Origin of the sequence: Halomonas halmophila (assembly GCF_006540005.1) — a bacterium.
GTDB lineage: Bacteria > Pseudomonadota > Gammaproteobacteria > Pseudomonadales > Halomonadaceae > Halomonas > Halomonas halmophila.
Map to the genome: position 1 here is coordinate 39967 of NZ_BJOC01000017.1, position 15889 is coordinate 55855.

At 63.9% G+C, this 15889-nt stretch carries 14 protein-coding genes; 12 read left to right on the plus strand and 2 right to left on the minus strand.

Translation table 11 applies throughout. The features are described from left to right. Positions 1-21: 21 nt before the first annotated feature. From murC to lpxC, 6 genes are all read left to right on the plus strand, one after another. Positions 22-1440 carry a UDP-N-acetylmuramate--L-alanine ligase gene (gene murC / locus HHA01_RS05955; protein WP_141318799.1) on the plus strand — a complete coding sequence of 473 codons (1419 nt, stop codon included), beginning with the start codon at positions 22-24 and terminating at the stop codon, positions 1438-1440. Beyond that, on the plus strand, positions 1437-2357 hold the full coding sequence (locus HHA01_RS05960) for a D-alanine--D-alanine ligase (RefSeq protein ID WP_141318720.1): 921 nt from the start codon (positions 1437-1439) through the stop codon (positions 2355-2357). The genes murC and HHA01_RS05960 overlap by 4 nt, the downstream gene beginning before the upstream one ends. Continuing rightward, entirely contained in the window at positions 2354-3079 is a 726-nt protein-coding gene (locus tag HHA01_RS05965) for a cell division protein FtsQ/DivIB (RefSeq protein ID WP_141318722.1), read from the plus strand. Before HHA01_RS05960 ends, HHA01_RS05965 begins: the two co-directional genes overlap by 4 nt. A 198-nt stretch (positions 3080-3277) precedes the next feature. Then, positions 3278-4567 carry a cell division protein FtsA gene (ftsA, locus tag HHA01_RS05970; protein WP_141318724.1) on the plus strand — a complete coding sequence of 430 codons (1290 nt, stop codon included), beginning with the start codon at positions 3278-3280 and terminating at the stop codon, positions 4565-4567. 34 nt (positions 4568-4601) lie between these two features. Continuing rightward, a complete protein-coding gene (gene ftsZ / locus HHA01_RS05975; RefSeq protein WP_141318725.1) occupies positions 4602-5801 on the plus strand; it encodes a cell division protein FtsZ in 1200 nt (399 codons plus the stop codon). 111 nt (positions 5802-5912) lie between these two features. After that, positions 5913-6824 (plus strand): UDP-3-O-acyl-N-acetylglucosamine deacetylase, encoded by a 912-nt coding sequence (lpxC, locus tag HHA01_RS05980; RefSeq protein WP_141318727.1) that lies wholly within the window; start codon positions 5913-5915, stop codon positions 6822-6824. A gap of 148 nt (positions 6825-6972) precedes the next feature. On the opposite strand, the gene HHA01_RS05990 is transcribed toward lpxC, so the two are convergent. Next, positions 6973-7398, minus strand: coding sequence for a DUF721 domain-containing protein (locus HHA01_RS05990; RefSeq protein ID WP_141318729.1), 426 nt, complete (start codon positions 7396-7398; stop codon positions 6973-6975). Between the two features lie 145 nt (positions 7399-7543). Between HHA01_RS05990 and HHA01_RS05995 the strand changes: the two genes are divergently transcribed. From HHA01_RS05995 to HHA01_RS06020, 6 genes are all read left to right on the plus strand, one after another. Further along, positions 7544-7909, plus strand: a complete 366-nt coding sequence (locus HHA01_RS05995) for a hypothetical protein (protein WP_246053824.1) — start codon at positions 7544-7546, stop codon at positions 7907-7909. 60 nt (positions 7910-7969) lie between these two features. Continuing rightward, entirely contained in the window at positions 7970-10696 is a 2727-nt protein-coding gene (secA, locus tag HHA01_RS06000; RefSeq protein WP_141318731.1) for a preprotein translocase subunit SecA, read from the plus strand. A 185-nt stretch (positions 10697-10881) separates the two neighbouring features. Further along, on the plus strand, positions 10882-12111 hold the full coding sequence (argJ, locus tag HHA01_RS06005) for a bifunctional glutamate N-acetyltransferase/amino-acid acetyltransferase ArgJ (protein WP_141318733.1): 1230 nt from the start codon (positions 10882-10884) through the stop codon (positions 12109-12111). Positions 12112-12210: 99 nt separating this feature from the next. Further along, entirely contained in the window at positions 12211-13158 is a 948-nt protein-coding gene (locus HHA01_RS06010) for a Nudix family hydrolase (protein ID WP_141318803.1), read from the plus strand. Between the two features lie 113 nt (positions 13159-13271). Further along, the gene (locus tag HHA01_RS06015; RefSeq protein ID WP_141318735.1) at positions 13272-14513 is read left to right on the plus strand and encodes a lipoprotein-releasing ABC transporter permease subunit; all 1242 of its coding nucleotides are present in this window, start codon (positions 13272-13274) and stop codon (positions 14511-14513) included. Further along, entirely contained in the window at positions 14506-15231 is a 726-nt protein-coding gene (locus HHA01_RS06020; RefSeq protein WP_141318737.1) for an ABC transporter ATP-binding protein, read from the plus strand. Before HHA01_RS06015 ends, HHA01_RS06020 begins: the two co-directional genes overlap by 8 nt. Before the next feature lie 10 nt (positions 15232-15241). Here HHA01_RS06020 and HHA01_RS06025 read toward each other — a convergent pair whose 3' ends face one another. After that, positions 15242-15796, minus strand: coding sequence for a DUF2062 domain-containing protein (locus HHA01_RS06025; RefSeq protein WP_141318739.1), 555 nt, complete (start codon positions 15794-15796; stop codon positions 15242-15244). Positions 15797-15889: the final 93 nt, after the last annotated feature.

The following is a 15889-nucleotide window of genomic DNA, read 5'->3' on the forward strand; positions in this document are numbered from 1 at the left end:
CCCCCACGGCGAGGGCGCGGCATGGGCATGCGGCGTATCCGGCGCATCCACTTCGTCGGCATCGGTGGTGCCGGCATGTGCGGTATCGCCGAGGTGCTGTCCAACGAGGGTTATGTCGTCAGCGGCAGTGACCTCAAGGTGTCGCCGGTCGTCAGCCGCCTGCGCGAGTGCGGTATCGAGGTGGCCATCGGCCATGACGAGGCCAATATGCAGGGGGCCGATGTCGTCGTGGTCTCCACCGCCGTCGACGAGACCAACCCGGAGATCCGCTGGGCCCACGAGCATCGCGTGCCGGTGGTGCGGCGCGCGGAGATGCTCGCCGAACTGATGCGCTTTCGTCATGGCATCGCCGTGGCCGGCACGCACGGCAAGACCACTACCACCAGCCTGACAGCCACCCTGCTGGGCGAGGGCGGGCTCGATCCGACCTTCGTGATCGGCGGGCGTCTGACCAGTGCCGGCGTCAACGCGCGCCTCGGCGAGGGCGAGTACCTGGTGGCCGAGGCCGACGAGTCGGATGCTTCCTTCCTGCATCTTCAGCCTTTGCTGGCCATTGTCACCAATATCGATGCCGATCACATGGCGACCTATGGTGGTGACTTCGAACGCCTCAAGTCGACCTTTGTCGAGTTCCTGCACAACCTGCCGTTCTACGGGCTGGCGGTATTGTGCATCGACGACGCCAATGTGCGGGGACTGCTCGAGCGCATCAATCGCCAGTTCGTGACCTATGGCTTCAGCGAGGATGCCGACTATCGGCTCGAGGACTTCGTCCAGGAAGGCGGCGAGGTCCGCTTCAGCGTGCGCCGCCCGGGGCATCAGACGCCGCTTCAGGTGCGGCTGGCCATGCCCGGGGAACACAATGCCCTCAACGCCCTGGCGGCGATCGCCGTGGCGAGTGACGCCGGCGTGGCCGACGAGGCGATACTGCAGGGGCTGGCGAGTTTCGCCGGTGTCGGCCGGCGCTTCCAGGTACATGGCCACTTCCCGGCGCCGGCGGGGGAGGGCGAAGTCATGCTGGTAGACGACTATGGCCACCATCCCCGGGAAGTGGAAATGGTCATCAAGGCCGTGCGGGACGGCTGGCCCCAGCGGCGTCTGGTGATGGTCTATCAGCCGCATCGCTATTCGCGCACCCGCGAGCTGTTTGAGGATTTCGTGCGGGTACTGGCCGGCGTCGATACCCTGTTGCTGCTGGATGTCTACAGCGCCGGCGAGTCGCCGTTGCCCGGCGCCGACGGCCGGACCCTGGCGGGCTCGATCCGCCAGCGCGGCGAAGTGGATCCGATCTTCGTGCAGGACAAGGCCGAACTTCCGGATCTGCTGAACAAGGTGCTGCGACCGGGAGATATTCTGATCACCCAGGGTGCCGGGGATGTTGGGGGTATCTCCCAGCAGCTCTGTGATGCCCAGCTGGTGCTTGATGAGGTGAGCCTATGACGATCGACCATGGACGGGTAGTGGTGTTGTATGGCGGCGAGTCCGCCGAGCGCGAAGTCTCGCTGAAGAGCGGCGAGGCCGTGGTGGCGGCGCTGCAGCGTCAGGGCGTGGCGCCCATTGCGTTCGATCCGGCCGAGGGCGGTCTGGCCGGACTGGAGGCGCTGACCCCGGATCGAGTGTTCATTGCCCTGCATGGCCGTGGTGGTGAGGACGGCACCATGCAGGGGGCCCTCGAGCTGCTGGGCGTGCCCTATACCGGCAGCGGCGTCCTGGCTTCGGCGTTGGGCATGGACAAGCAGCGCTCCAAGCTGGTCTGGCAGGCCATGGGACTGCCTACCCCGGAATGCGTGATGCTGTCCGAGCAGGCGGATTGGGACGCCGTCGTCGAACAGCTGGGGCTGCCGCTGATCGTCAAGCCGGTACACGAGGGCTCGACGCTCGGCATCACCATCGTCGAGAGCGCCGCGGCCTTGGCGGCGGCGTATCGTGATGCGGTTCGCTACGACGCCCGCGTGATGGCCGAGCGCTTCGTGCGTGGCGCCGAATACACGGTGTCGGTTCTGGGCGACGTAGCCTTGCCGGCGATTCGCGTTGAAGTTCCCGGCGGCTTCTATGACTATGAAGCCAAGTACCTCTCGGATGAAACCCGCTATCATCTGCCGTGTGGCTTGTCCGAGGACGATGAGCGCAAACTGGCCGACCTGTGTCTCGAGGCGTTCGCCGCCATCGGCTGCCAGGGCTGGGGACGAGTGGACGTCATGGGCGATGACCAGGGTCGTTTCTGGTTGCTGGAAGTCAACACCGTGCCGGGCATGACCGACCACAGTCTGGTGCCCCAGGCCGCGGCGCATGCCGGCATTGATTTCGACAGCCTGGTCATGCGGATTCTCGACACGGCCGATCGGTGCGACGGATGACGCGGCATTCTTCCCTTCTCGGCATACTGCTACTGGCCCTCTTGCTGGGCGCCGCGGGGCGCACGCTGTGGGTGTGGCTGGATCGTCCCATCGAGCGCGTCTCCATCAGCGGTGACCTGCGCCATGTGAGTCCGGACTATCTACGCAACCAGTTGGCGCCGCTGGTTCGGGGAAAGAGCTGGTTGTCGGTGGATATCGATGACATGCGCCATAGTGCGCGGGAAATCGGCTGGCTGAAGGAGGTGCGCATCCATCGTGAGTGGCCCGATGCCCTGCGCTTCGAGCTGGAGGAGCAGCAGCCGGTAGCACGCTGGAATGATGATCGCCTGCTCAATACCCAGGGCGAGCCGTTCAAGCATGGGCCGGTGCCGGCGCCCGAAGGCCTGCCCGATCTTTCCGGCCCGCCGGAGAGTGGCCCGGAAGTGCTGGCGTATTATGATGACCTTGTGTCGCGCTTCACTGACAGTGGCCTGGGGGTGAGTCAGCTGCGTCTAGAAGCCAGGGGCGCCTGGCGCTTTCAGCTCGATGACGGCATCTGGGTCATGCTGGGACGCACCCATCGTAATGGTCGCCTGCAGCGGTTCGAAGCCGCCTGGAGCAGAGAGCTCAACGACTGGGCGTCGCATATTCGCTACATTGACCTGCGATACCCGAACGGTGTCGCGGTTGCCTGGCACGGCGAAACCGAACCGGTAGAAGAGGAATCGTCGCAGGAAGGTTGAGCGGTTTTTTTGAGTGGAGCTTGCGTCTAGCGTAGCCTGTGGGTATTCCTTTAACGTGAAAATAGCCATATCGTTAAAGATTGTTTTTTGCAGATGGGCTGGTGAAACACCGCAAGTTGTTCCTATAATTAGCCCAGATTTTTCGCGCTAAACATGTACTCACCCTAGCGGGTCAGGCTCGAGGAGAATTCCCGGCTCATGGCAGGTCCTTCCAATGTGTCCAATATGGTAGTCGGGCTGGATATCGGAACATCCAAGGTCGTGGCGATCGTGGGTCAGCCCACCGACGATGGCGGAATCGAAATTGCCGGTATCGGCTCTCACCCCTCTCGTGGCATGAAGAAGGGGGTGGTAATCAATATTGAGTCCACTGTGCAATCCATTCAGCGTGCCGTGGAGGAAGCGGAGCTCATGGCCGGCTGCGATATCCATTCCGTGTATGTCGGTATCGCCGGGAGCCATATCAGCTCGATGAATTCCGACGGTGTCGTGGCGATCAAGGAGCGCGAAGTCGCCTCCGCCGATATCGACCGCGTCATCGATTCAGCGCGTGCTCGCGCCATCTCCGAGGGGCAGCGTGTGCTGCATGTGTTGCCCCAGGAGTTTGCCATCGATACCCAGGGCGGCATTCGCGAGCCCCTGGGCATGTCGGGGGTACGCCTCGAGGCCAGGGTCCACCTGGTCACGGCGGCCCTCAATGCCGTGCAGAACATCGAGAAATGCGTACGTCGCTGTGGGCTCGACGTGGACGCCATCATCCTCGAGCAGCTGGCATCGAGTCATGCGGTGCTGACAGAGGATGAACGCGAGCTGGGAGTCTGTGTGGTCGACATCGGTGGCGGTACCACCGATATTGCCGTGTTCACCGAAGGGGCCATTCGCCACACGGCGGTGATCCCCATCGCCGGTGACCAGGTGACCAACGATATCGCCATGGCGCTGCGCACGCCGACCCAGCATGCCGAGGAAATCAAGGTCAAGTACGCCTGTGCGCTGACCCAGATGGCCTCCGGTGATGAAATGATCAAGGTGCCGAGCGTCGGCGACCGTGCCGCTCGTGACCTCTCCAGGCAGTCCCTGGCCGAAGTCGTCGAGCCGCGCTATGAGGAACTTTTTACTCTGGTACGTGACGAACTACGGCGGAGCGGCTATGAAGACCTGGTCGCCGCCGGTGTCGTGCTGACGGGTGGAACCGCGCGCATGGAAGGCGTCGTTGAACTGGCCGAAGAGATCTTCCACATGCCCGTGCGGATCGCGTGCCCGCAGAATGTGCGCGGGCTCGCCGATGTGGTACGTAACCCGATTTATTCGACCGGCGTCGGTTTGCTACATTACGCTTTAAACGAGAACCGTCAGGGCCTCGGCCCGCAAGAGCAGGATGGCGGCCTATCGGCGCAACCGAGACGCAATGACGTCTCCCGGCGTGGACCAGAGGAAGGGACTTCAGCGCTGGTTAAGCTCAAGAGCTGGTTCAAAGGAAATTTTTGACAGGGCCGCTCCAGCGGTCCAGGAGACGGGGCAAATGTTCGAACTTGTCGATAGCGCACCTTCTAGTAGTGCGGTTATCAAGGTAGTCGGTGTCGGTGGCGGCGGTGGTAACGCTGTCAACCACATGGTCGAGAGCAGCATCGAGGGCGTCGAGTTCATCTGCGCCAATACCGATGCGCAGGCGCTCAAGAGCGTCTCGGCCAAGACTGTCCTTCAGTTGGGTAGCGAAATCACCAAGGGACTGGGGGCTGGCGCCAACCCGGAAGTCGGTCGCAATGCGGCCATGGAAGATCGCGAACGCATCGCCGAGCTGCTGAGTGGTGCCGACATGGTCTTCATCACCGCCGGCATGGGTGGTGGTACCGGTACCGGTGGCGCGCCCGTCGTGGCACAGGTAGCCAAGGAGCTGGGCATCCTGACCGTGGCCGTGGTCACGCGACCCTTCCCCTTCGAGGGGCCCAAGCGGATGCGTGCCGCGGAAGAGGGCATGAAGGAGCTTTCCGAGCATGTCGACTCGCTGATTACCATCCCCAACGAGAAACTGCTTTCGGTGCTCGGCAAGAGCGCCAGCCTGCTGTCGGCCTTCAGCGCGGCCAATGATGTGCTGCTGGGAGCCGTTCAGGGTATCGCCGAACTGATCACCAGCCCGGGCATCATCAACGTCGACTTTGCCGACGTACGCACCGTGATGTCGGAGATGGGCATGGCGATGATGGGAACCGGCGGGGCGACCGGCGAGAGTCGGGCCCGCGAAGCGGCCGAGAAGGCGATTCGCAGTCCATTGCTCGAGGATATCGATCTGCATGGTGCGCGCGGCATCCTGGTCAACATCACGGCTGGCCCGGATCTGTCCATCGGCGAGTTCAACGACGTGGGTGCCACCGTTCAGGAGTTCGCCTCCCAGGACGCCACCATCGTCGTCGGTACCTCGATCGACATGGAGATGAGCGACGAGTTGCGCGTGACCGTCGTGGCCGCCGGCCTGGATGGTCAGCGTCAGGCGCCTTCGGCGACCACGACCAGCCGCGAGAAGCCGACGGCACGTCGCAACGATGCGGCCGCCATTCGTCAGCAGGCCGCCGCCAGCCGCTCCCAGGGTCAGCAGGGTCGCACGGCCGCCGCGTCCAAGCCCGAGCCCCAGGAGCCGCAGCGCGCGCAGCCGGACAACCGCAAGTCCCAGGAGCTCGATGACTATCTCGATATCCCGGCCTTCTTGCGTCGTCAGGCTGATTGATCCGCACAATGCCGATGATAGGCAGTGGTTGAGGTGATATTTTTGTTAAAACGCTCGTTCGGTGCTATAGTGAACGGTGTTTGATAATCAACGACTGCCTGGCGAACGCCCATGATCCGACAACGAACGCTCAAGAATGTCATTCGCGCCACCGGCGTCGGCCTGCATTCGGGTAAAAAGGTCTATCTGACCCTGCGCCCGGCACCCGTCGACACCGGCATCATTTTTGTGCGCACCGACCTGGAGCCGGAAGTCCAGATTCCGGCGCGTGCCGAAAACGTCACCGACACCACCCTGTGTACTGCCCTGTCTCGCGATGGTGTCAAGGTGGCCACTGTCGAGCACTTGATGTCGGCCCTGGCCGGACTGGGCATCGACAATGCCTATGTCGATGTCAGTGCCCCCGAAGTCCCGATCATGGACGGCAGTGCCGGGCCTTTCGTGTTCCTCATTCAGTCGGCCGGCATTGCCGAGCAGCAGGCGCCCAAGCAGTTCATCCGCATCAAGCGCGAGGTCGTGGTGCGTGACGGTGACAAGGAAGCCATCTTCCTCCCGCACCAGGGGTTCAAGGTATCCTTCGCCATCGACTTCGAGCATCCGGTCTTCGAGGATCAAAAGCAGACGGCATCGGTCGATTTCTCGACCACCTCCTTCGTCAAGGAAGTCTCGCGCGCCAGAACCTTCGGCTTCATGCGTGACCTGGAGTACCTGCGTTCGAACAACCTGGCACTGGGCGGCAGCCTGGACAATGCCATCGTGGTCGATGACTACCGCATCGTGAACGAAGGCGGGCTCCGCTATAATGATGAATTCGTCAAGCACAAGGTGCTGGATGCCATCGGCGATCTCTACCAGCTGGGGCACAGCCTGATCGGCGAGTTCCGCGGGGTAAAATCCGGGCATGCCCTCAACAACCAGCTGTGCCGCGCCCTGATCGACAACCCCCAGGCCTGGGAGCTGGTGACCTTCGAGGATGAGGCGCAAGCGGCGCCGATCTCCTATGCCGCCCCGGCCATGGCCTGAACCCGGCTGCGCCGGGAGCTGTGAGCCATAAGCTTTAAGAAGAAGGCCCGCCATTTCTGGCGGGCCTTCTTCAGATTGTAGGGTACGGAATCAATGGCAGGCTGCCTCACGCCTCACGCCTCACGCCTCACGCCTCACGCCTCACGCCTCACGGCTTGCGCTCGGCGTGGGAGGCGAGGCGTTCCAGCGCCTGCCTGAGGCGCGGGTTGTCGACCTCTTCGGCGCAACTGGAGATTTCGTCGGCGGCGCTGGCGGGCAGCTGGCGTGTCTGGCGCAGCGGCGCCTTGGGCGGGCGCACCGGGCGTACCTTGAGATCGAAGCCGGTCACCGCCTCGAAGCCCTGCAGTTCGTGAAGGCGTTTCAACAAGCGGGGCTGCTCGTAACGCAGGCGGGTCAGCCAGGCGGCACTATCGGTGATCAGCGTCAGGCGGCCGTTCTCGAAGCCGCCGACGAACAGGTGCTCGCCCAGTTCGCCGGATAACTGGTTTCTCAGGTGCTCCTGGGCCTGCTCGATGAGTCGTGCGGTGCGCATCAGCGTGCCCAGCTCACCTTTCCCTTCCAGGAGCCTCGACATGGGCTGGGCTCGGAACCGCTTAACCTTTATACTCATCAGCTTGATTCTCGGGACAAACCCTGTACGGGGTGGATGATCGCCGCGCCGCTTGTCGGCGCTCAATTGACAGGCCTGAGCCTAGCACGCACGGGAGTTCCTCGACAGCATGGCGACGCTTGGAGTCGATAGCCAGAGCCCAACAGTGTCATCGCGGCGTTCGCGCGGGGCGCCGGCGCGATGGTGGCTGGCCGGCCTGCTGGTGGGCTGCCTGCTTCCCGCCGGGCTGGCCCAGGCAGAATGGCGGTCTGTCGAGCGCGTCGTGCAGATGTGCATCCTGGCGCCGGCACTGATACGGGCCAGTTCCCAACTTCAGGCGCGGCGTCGCTCGCGTTGCCGCTGGCCATCCCGGCAGCTGAAACGCCGCCGCGACACCGCGCGGCCCTTGCCGACAAGACGCTGTCTGCCGCTGCGTGCCGTGGCGGCGCATGATGTCCTGACCCGGCGTGGCCCACCAGCACTGTCACCTTCCTGAGTGATTCAGCGGTCGCCCCCGAACGGCGGCCGAATGCCATATGTTGTGACAGGACCCTTCATGATCAATAATTTGCTACGCAAGGTCGTCGGCTCCAAGAACGACCGCGAAGTCAAGCGCATGAACCGTGTGGTGACGCGCATCACTGCGCTGGAGACGGAATACGAGGGGCTCGATGACGCGACCCTCAAGGCGCGCACTGCAAGCTTCCGTGAACGCCTGGACAATGGCGAGACACTCGACGCCTTGCTTCCCGAGGCCTTCGCCACGGTTCGCGAGGCGAGCAAGCGGTTCATGGGCATGCGCCATTTCGATGTACAGATGGTCGGTGGTATCACCCTGCACAATGGCCACATCGCCGAGATGAAGACCGGTGAGGGCAAAACACTGGTGGCTACCCTGGCCGTCTATCTCAATGCGCTGCCGGCGCGGGGCGTGCATGTCGTTACCGTCAACGATTATCTGGCCTGCCGTGATGCCGACTGGATGCGTCCGCTCTACGAGGCCATGGGACTCAGCGTGGGCACCATCTATGCCGGCCAGAGCCCGGAACAGAAGCGCCATGCCTACGGCTGCGATATCACCTACGGCACCAACAACGAGTTCGGCTTCGATTACCTGCGCGACAACATGGCCTTCTCGCTGGAGGACAAGGTGCAGCGCGATCTGCACTTCGCGATTGTCGACGAGGTCGACTCGATCCTGATCGACGAGGCGCGCACACCGCTTATCATCTCCGGTGCCGTGGACGAGAATACCGAGCTCTACCGGGTGGTCGATCGGCTGGCCACCAGCCTGACGCCCTGTAGCGACGAGGAGGATCCGGACAGCGGTGACTTCACACTGGACGAGAAGCAGAAGCAGGTGGAACTGACCGAATGGGGTCACAATCGGGTCGAGGAAGTGATGCGCGAGGAGGGCCTGTTGGGGGCCGAGGACTCGCTCTATGCCGCGCAGAACCTCAATCTGCTGCAGCACATGCATTCGGCACTGCGGGCCCGCCATCTGTACCACCGCGATGTCGATTACATCATCGATGACGGCCAAGTGGTGATCGTCGACGAGCACACCGGCCGCAGCATGCCCGGTCGGCGCTGGTCGGAAGGGCTTCACCAGGCGGTGGAAGCCAAGGAAGGTGTCACGGTGCAGCGCGAGAGCCAGACACTGGCCTCGACCACCTTCCAGAACTATTTCCGCCTCTACGACAAGCTATCCGGCATGACCGGGACGGCGGACACCGAGGCGTTCGAGTTTCGCCAGATCTACGGCCTCGATGTCGTGGTCATACCCACCAATCGTCCGCTGATCCGCAAGGATCACAATGACCTGGTCTACCTGAGTGCCGAGGAAAAGTTCGACGCCATCATCGAGGACGTCAAGGAGCAGACCGCTCATGGCCGCCCGGTGCTGGTGGGTACCGCCTCCATCGACACCTCCGAGTACCTGGCCGAACTGATGACCCGGGCGCAGCTCGACTTCAATGTACTCAACGCCAAGCAGCACCAGAGCGAGGCCGAGGTGATCGCCCAGGCGGGTCGCCCGGGGGCCATCACCATCGCCACCAACATGGCGGGGCGTGGTACCGATATCGTGCTCGGCGGCAACTGGGAAGCCGAGGCGGCCAAGCTGGAAGCTCCCGACGCGTCGCAGATCGAGCGTCTCAAGGCCGAATGGCAGCAACGCCATGATGCCGTCCTGGAAGCCGGCGGGTTGCACGTCATCGGCTCCGAGCGCCACGAATCGCGGCGCATCGACAACCAGCTGCGTGGCCGTTCGGGGCGCCAGGGTGACCCGGGTTCAACGCGCTTCTTCCTGTCGCTGGAAGACAACCTCATGCGCCTCTTCGGGTCGGATCGGGTACAACGCATGATGCAGGCCATGGGTCTGGAGAAGGGCGAGGCCATCGAACACAAGATGGTGTCCAACGCCGTCGAAAGGGCCCAGAAAAAGGTCGAGGGGCGCAACTTCGATGTCCGCAAGCAGCTGCTCGAGTACGACGATGTGGCCAACGACCAGCGCAGCGTGATCTACGAACAGCGTAACGACATTCTCGGGTCGGATGATGTTTCCGACAATGTCACGGGCATTCGCGAGGAGGTGCTGGAAGAGGCCATCAGCAGCTTCGTGCCGCCCCAGAGTCTGCCGGAGCAGTGGGACCTCCCCGGACTCCAGGACCATCTCAAGAACGAGTTCAATCTGGATGCACCGGTCGTCGAGTGGTCGGACAACGACGAGCGGCTCAACGAGGAGCAGCTTCGCGAGCGTCTGCATACCATGCATCGCGAGGCCTATGAGGAGAAGATCGAGGTGGCCGGCCCCGAGCTGATGCGGCGCTTCGAGAAGCAGGTCATGCTGCAGGTGCTGGACACGCGCTGGAAGGAACACCTGCAGTCCATGGACCACCTGCGGCGGGGCATTCACCTGCGTGGCTATGCGCAGAAGAACCCCAAGCAGGAGTACAAGCGCGAGGCCTTCGAGCTCTTCCAGTTGCTGCTCACCAACATCAAGTCCGACGTCACGCGGATTCTCAGCCACGTCAAGGTGCGCCAGCCCGAGGAAGTCGAGGAGCTGGAGCGCCAGCGTCGCGAGGCCCTGGAGCGTGAGCAGGCCGCGTCCGCCAGCCGGCGTGACGAGGCGGACGACACCGAGGAAACCGCCACTGCAGGCTCCGAGACGGCCGAAGACGCGCGTCCGGCACGTCGCGAGGGGCCCAAGGTCGGCCGCAATGACCCCTGCCCCTGCGGGTCGGGTAAGAAGTTCAAGCAGTGCTGTGGCAAGTTGAGTTAACTTTCGCGAGAGGCGAGAGGCGAGAGGCGAGAGGCGAGAGGCGAGAGGCGAGAGGCGAGAGGCGAGATACCATTGTCGACACTCGAAGCTCGAAGCTCGAAGCTCGAAGCTCGAAGCCCGTAGCTCGCAACTCGAAGCCCGTAGCTCGCAACGCGCAGCTGACCAGAACATGAGGAGGCCTGAGCATGGCAGTGGGGGAGGCGTATTTCCCGGACATGCCCCGTATCGAGGGGCTTCGGCTCGGCACGGCGATGTCGGGCATCAAGACCGCCAACCGGCGGGACCTGGTGGTAATCGAGGTTCCCGAAGGCGGCGCGGTGGCCGGCACCTTCACGCAGAATGCCTTCTGCGCGGCGCCGGTGACGGTCGCCAGGGAGCATCTGCAGGCATGTGCCACCCGGGGTAGCGCGCCGCGCTACCTGGTGATCAACACCGGTAACGCCAATGCCGGCACAGGCGATGTCGGGATGCGCGATGCCCGCGCCACCTGTGCCGAGCTGGCCGGCCTGGTGGACGTCGATGAGACCTCGGTGTTGCCGTTTTCCACCGGTGTGATCGGCGAAGCTCTGCCCATGGGCCGCCTGCTGGCCGGTCTGCCCGAGGCACTGCGTGGCCTGGACGATGGCCCCCGGGGCTGGCAGGCGGCCGGCGAAGGTATCCTGACCACTGACACCCGGGCCAAGGGGGCCAGCGTGACGCTGCCGATGGGCGACGAAACGGTCACCATCAATGGCATCAGCAAGGGCTCGGGAATGATCAAGCCGAACATGGCTACCATGCTCGGCTTCGTGGCCACGGACGCCGATATTGCGCCGGCGGTACTCGACGAGGTGCTGCGCGAGGCCGCGGACCACTCGTTCAACTGCATTACCGTGGATGGTGATACCTCCACCAATGATGCCTGCATGCTGATTGCCACGGGACGTGGCGCGGCAGTCCGCGATACACAGCGTCTGGCTGTCTTCCGCGAGGGATTGCAGCGCGTCATGAACGAACTTGCCCAGGCCATCGTGCGGGATGGCGAAGGCGCGACCAAGTTCGTCACGCTGCAGGTGGACGGCGCCGTTAGCCGTGACGAAGCACTGGATGTAGCCTTCACGGTGGCGCATTCGCCGCTGGTCAAGACGGCCCTGGCGGCCAGCGACGCCAACTGGGGTCGCATTCTCGCCGCCGTGGGCCGTGCTCCGGTGGCAGACTTCGATGTCTCGCGGGTGACCATCGACCTGGGCAGTGTCCGACTGGTCGAGCAGGGCGGGCGTGCGCCGGGTTACACCGAGGAAGCCGGCAGTGAGGTGATGGCCCAGGAAGAGGTCGGGATCCGTATCGACCTGGCTCGCGGTCAGCGCGGGGCCACTGTGTGGACCACGGACCTGACTCGCGAGTACGTCGCCATCAACGCCGACTATCGCACCTGAGTGACCCGGGCGCATGCACGCCGGGCCGGCTGATAGTCGAAAGCCCCATAGCAATCCCCACCGAGCCAGGTGGCAACGTTGGATAGGTGAATGAACGCAATGGTGAAAAGAAGGGTGCATGTGGCGGCTGCCGCCATCATCAGCGCCGATGGTCGTCAAGTGCTGCTGGCCCGGCGTCCCTCCAATGTGGATCAGGGCGGTCTCTGGGAGTTTCCCGGCGGCAAGCTGGCACCTTACGAGACCGGCCTCGAGGCCCTGAAGCGTGAACTGCACGAAGAACTGGGCGTGGAGATTCGTCGTGCTCAGCCGCTGATTCGTATCCATCACGAGTACGCCGACAAGCACGTGCTGCTGGATGTCTGGCAGGTACATGACTTTGCCGGCGAGCCCTTCGGGCGTGAAGGTCAGGCGGTGCGCTGGGTGCCCATGCAGGAACTGCATGGCTATCCGTTCCCGGCGGCCAACCTGCCGATCCTGCGCGCCGTCATGCTGCCGAGCGAGTATCTGATCAGTGCCGACGAGGACGATGACGACGTCTTCCTGGAGCGTCTGGAACGCGCCATGCGCGAGGACAGCGTGCGCCTGGTTCAGCTGCGCGCCAAGAACCTGGATGACGATGCCTATGTCCGCCGTGCCGAAAAGGCCCTGGCCCTGTGTCGGCGCTACGAGGCGCGGCTGATGCTCAATGGCGAGCCACATTTGCTGGAGCGGGTCGACGCCGATGGCATTCACCTGACCAGCCAGCGCTTGATGAGCCTGGAGCGTCGTCCCGTGGGTGACGACAAGTGGCTGGCGGCCTCGACGCATGACCATGGGCAGCTGGTGCAGGCCCAGCGCATCGGCTGTGACTTCGTCACCCTGTCGCCGTTGCGCACGACTCCCTCGCACCCCGAGGTGGCGCCGATCGGTTGGCACGACTTCCAACGTCTCGTCGAGCATGCCGGCATGCCGGTCTTCGCCCTCGGGGGCATGACACGCCATGATGCCAACCATGCGCGTGCCGTGGGCGCCCAGGGCATCGCCTCCATCCGCGACTTCTGGCGCTAGGCCGCACGGCCCGGGCGGCCGATCATGCAAGGAAAGCGCAAATGTTCGGGGCGGGCGATGCAGCCAGCCCCGAAACGTCTTACCATGAGCGTCCGCCGACAAGGAACGCTGATATGCTGGATCGTCTGCCACTATTGCTCGGGTTGCGTTATGTGCGTGCCAAGCGACGCAACCACTTCATTTCCTTCATCTCTCTGACCTCCATGCTGGGCCTGACGCTGGGCGTGGCGGTGCTGATCCTGGTGCTCTCGGTGATGAACGGCTTCGACCGCGAGCTGCGAACCCGCATTCTGGGCATGGTCCCGCATACCCAGATCGAGAAACCCGCCGGCATGACCGAGTGGCAGTCCCTGGCCGAGCGCCTGACCGAGCGCGAGCATGTCGTCGGGGCAGCTCCCTATATCCAGCAGCAGGGCATGTTTGCCGTGGATGGCCGCAACCAGGGCGCCATGGTCAACGGCATCAAGCCCGACTGGGAACGCCGGGTGTCCATCGTCGATGACCACATGACGCAGGGCAGCCTCGATGACCTGAAACCCGGCGAGTGGAATATCGTGCTGGGTTCGGCGCTGGCCCGTCAGCTGGGGGTCGGCGTGGGCGATAGCGTGACCCTGCTGGTGCCCGAGGCATCGATCACACCGGCCGGTGTCTTCCCGCGGCTCAAGCGTTTCACCGTCAGTGGGCTCTTCAGTGTCGGTGCCGATCTGGATGCCAATCTGGCTTACGCGCATATCGAGGACATGCAGACCCTGGCGCGCATGGGAGATGCCGTGGGCGGCCTGCGTCTGGAACTGGACAACCTGTTCAAGGCCGGCAGCGTGACCCAGTCCATCGTCGATGAACTGGGGGCCGGCTATCGGGGCCTGGACTGGACCTACTCCCGCGGCAATCTCTTTCAGGCCATCCAGATGGAGAAGCGCATGATCGGCCTGCTGTTGACCGTGATCGTGGCGGTGGCAGCCTTCAATATCGTCTCGACCCTTGTCATGGTAGTCACCGACAAGCACGCCGACATCGCCATACTGCGCACCATCGGCGCCACGCCGCGCTCCATCATGGGAATCTTCATGGTCCAGGGGCTGACCATCGGCATCATGGGGATTCTCATCGGGGTCGGGCTCGGTGTGCTGCTGGCGTTGACGGTGTCGGACATCATCGCCTTCGTCGAATCGACCCTGGGGATTCACTTCCTGGATGCCGGCGTCTACTTCATCAGTGACCTGCCGTCCCAGCTGCTGTGGTCCGATGTGGGCACTATCGTGCTGGCGGCCTTCGTGCTGACCTTCCTGTCGACGCTATACCCGGCCTGGCGTGCCGCCAAGGTTCAACCCGCGGAGGTACTGCGCTATGAATGATCCAGCGAGCAAGTCCGCTGCAGCAGCGGGCGAGGTGATGCTCGAGTGCCGAGAGCTGACGCGCACTTACCGTGAAGGTCCTCATGATCTGACGGTGCTCGACTCGCTGGCGCTCAGCGTGCGGGCCGGCGAGCGGGTGGCGGTAGTCGGCAGCTCGGGTTCCGGCAAGACGACCCTGCTCAACCTGCTGGGAGGACTGGACCGCCCCAGTCACGGCGAGGTGCGGGTTGCCGGCGAGGTGCTGCACCGCATGGGCGATGCCGCCCTGGGGCGCTTTCGCAATCAGCACATCGGCTTCGTCTACCAGTTTCATCATCTGCTGGCCGAATTCACGGCCATCGAGAACGCCGCCTTGCCGCTGATCGTGCGCGGCCAACGCAAACGTGACGCCGAACAGCGTGCCATGCAGATTCTCGAGGGCGTCGGCATGCGTGAACGGGCCGACCATAAGCCGGGGGAATTGTCCGGGGGCGAGCGTCAGCGCGTGGCCATCGCCCGCGCGCTGGTAACCGATCCGAGCCTGGTGCTGATGGACGAGCCGACCGGCAATCTCGACCAGACCACGGCGGCCAGCATTCTGGCGCTGATGGACGAACTGTCTGCTTCGGCGGCCTGCGCCTTCATCATCGTCACCCATGACCCCGGCCTCGCCGCGCACCAGGACCGCGTCCTGCGTCTTGATGGCGGACGCTTGACCGATCAGGCGGTCGGCGACTGACACACCTCTCTCAGGGCTCGCCAACCTCCGGCGGGCCTCCGCGACGCTTGTGCCGCCGCCGGGCGGCGCGGCGCCTCCAGCTTCTGACTACCTGCCAGCGCCACAGCAGCCGGATGACCAGACTGCCGGTCAGCCCGCAGGCGACCGCCGCGACCAGGGAGCCGAGCGCCAGTGCCGGCAGTATGTCCAACATCTGATCGGCGATCCAGCGCGTCGACAGGCCGTCAGGGGCCTGTCGCGCCGGCGCCTCCAGTAGCCAGGCCCCCAGCCGATAATTGGCATAGAAGATGAGCGGCATGGTCAATGGGTTGGTGATCCATACCAGGGCGACCGATAACGGCAGATTGGCGCGCAGTGCCCAGGCGCCCAGGGCGGCCGAGGCCATCTGGAAGGGGATCGGCAGCAGGGCGCAGAAAAGGCCCACCAGAAAGGCATTGGCCACGCTGCGTCGCGAAAGCACCCAGAGGGCCGGGTTGCCGATCCAGTGACTCATGAAGCGCAGTGAGCGTTGCCGCCTTAGCGTCTCGGGGTGGGGTAGATAGCGCTGCAGGAGTCGGCGCGGCATGTCGGTAGGCTCGCGGATTCGAAACAACGTCTATTATCCATACAAGGCGTATGCCTCGCCATGGCGTCCCGCGGGCGGCACGAGGCATCGGGA

What these genes read in the sequence shown, in the direction of transcription:
- murC (WP_141318799.1), top strand. Translation starts at nt 22, where the DNA reads ATGGGCATGCGGCGTATCCGGCGCATCCACTTCGTCGGCATCGGTGGT.
- HHA01_RS05960 (WP_141318720.1), top strand. Translation starts at nt 1,437, where the DNA reads ATGACGATCGACCATGGACGGGTAGTGGTGTTGTATGGCGGCGAGTCC.
- HHA01_RS05965 (WP_141318722.1), top strand. Translation starts at nt 2,354, where the DNA reads ATGACGCGGCATTCTTCCCTTCTCGGCATACTGCTACTGGCCCTCTTG.
- ftsA (WP_141318724.1), top strand. Translation starts at nt 3,278, where the DNA reads ATGGCAGGTCCTTCCAATGTGTCCAATATGGTAGTCGGGCTGGATATC.
- ftsZ (WP_141318725.1), top strand. Translation starts at nt 4,602, where the DNA reads ATGTTCGAACTTGTCGATAGCGCACCTTCTAGTAGTGCGGTTATCAAG.
- lpxC (WP_141318727.1), top strand. Translation starts at nt 5,913, where the DNA reads ATGATCCGACAACGAACGCTCAAGAATGTCATTCGCGCCACCGGCGTC.
- HHA01_RS05990 (WP_141318729.1), bottom strand. Translation starts at nt 7,398, where the DNA reads ATGTCGAGGCTCCTGGAAGGGAAAGGTGAGCTGGGCACGCTGATGCGC.
- HHA01_RS05995 (WP_246053824.1), top strand. Translation starts at nt 7,544, where the DNA reads ATGGCGACGCTTGGAGTCGATAGCCAGAGCCCAACAGTGTCATCGCGG.
- secA (WP_141318731.1), top strand. Translation starts at nt 7,970, where the DNA reads ATGATCAATAATTTGCTACGCAAGGTCGTCGGCTCCAAGAACGACCGC.
- argJ (WP_141318733.1), top strand. Translation starts at nt 10,882, where the DNA reads ATGGCAGTGGGGGAGGCGTATTTCCCGGACATGCCCCGTATCGAGGGG.
- HHA01_RS06010 (WP_141318803.1), top strand. Translation starts at nt 12,211, where the DNA reads ATGGTGAAAAGAAGGGTGCATGTGGCGGCTGCCGCCATCATCAGCGCC.
- HHA01_RS06015 (WP_141318735.1), top strand. Translation starts at nt 13,272, where the DNA reads ATGCTGGATCGTCTGCCACTATTGCTCGGGTTGCGTTATGTGCGTGCC.
- HHA01_RS06020 (WP_141318737.1), top strand. Translation starts at nt 14,506, where the DNA reads ATGAATGATCCAGCGAGCAAGTCCGCTGCAGCAGCGGGCGAGGTGATG.
- HHA01_RS06025 (WP_141318739.1), bottom strand. Translation starts at nt 15,796, where the DNA reads ATGCCGCGCCGACTCCTGCAGCGCTATCTACCCCACCCCGAGACGCTA.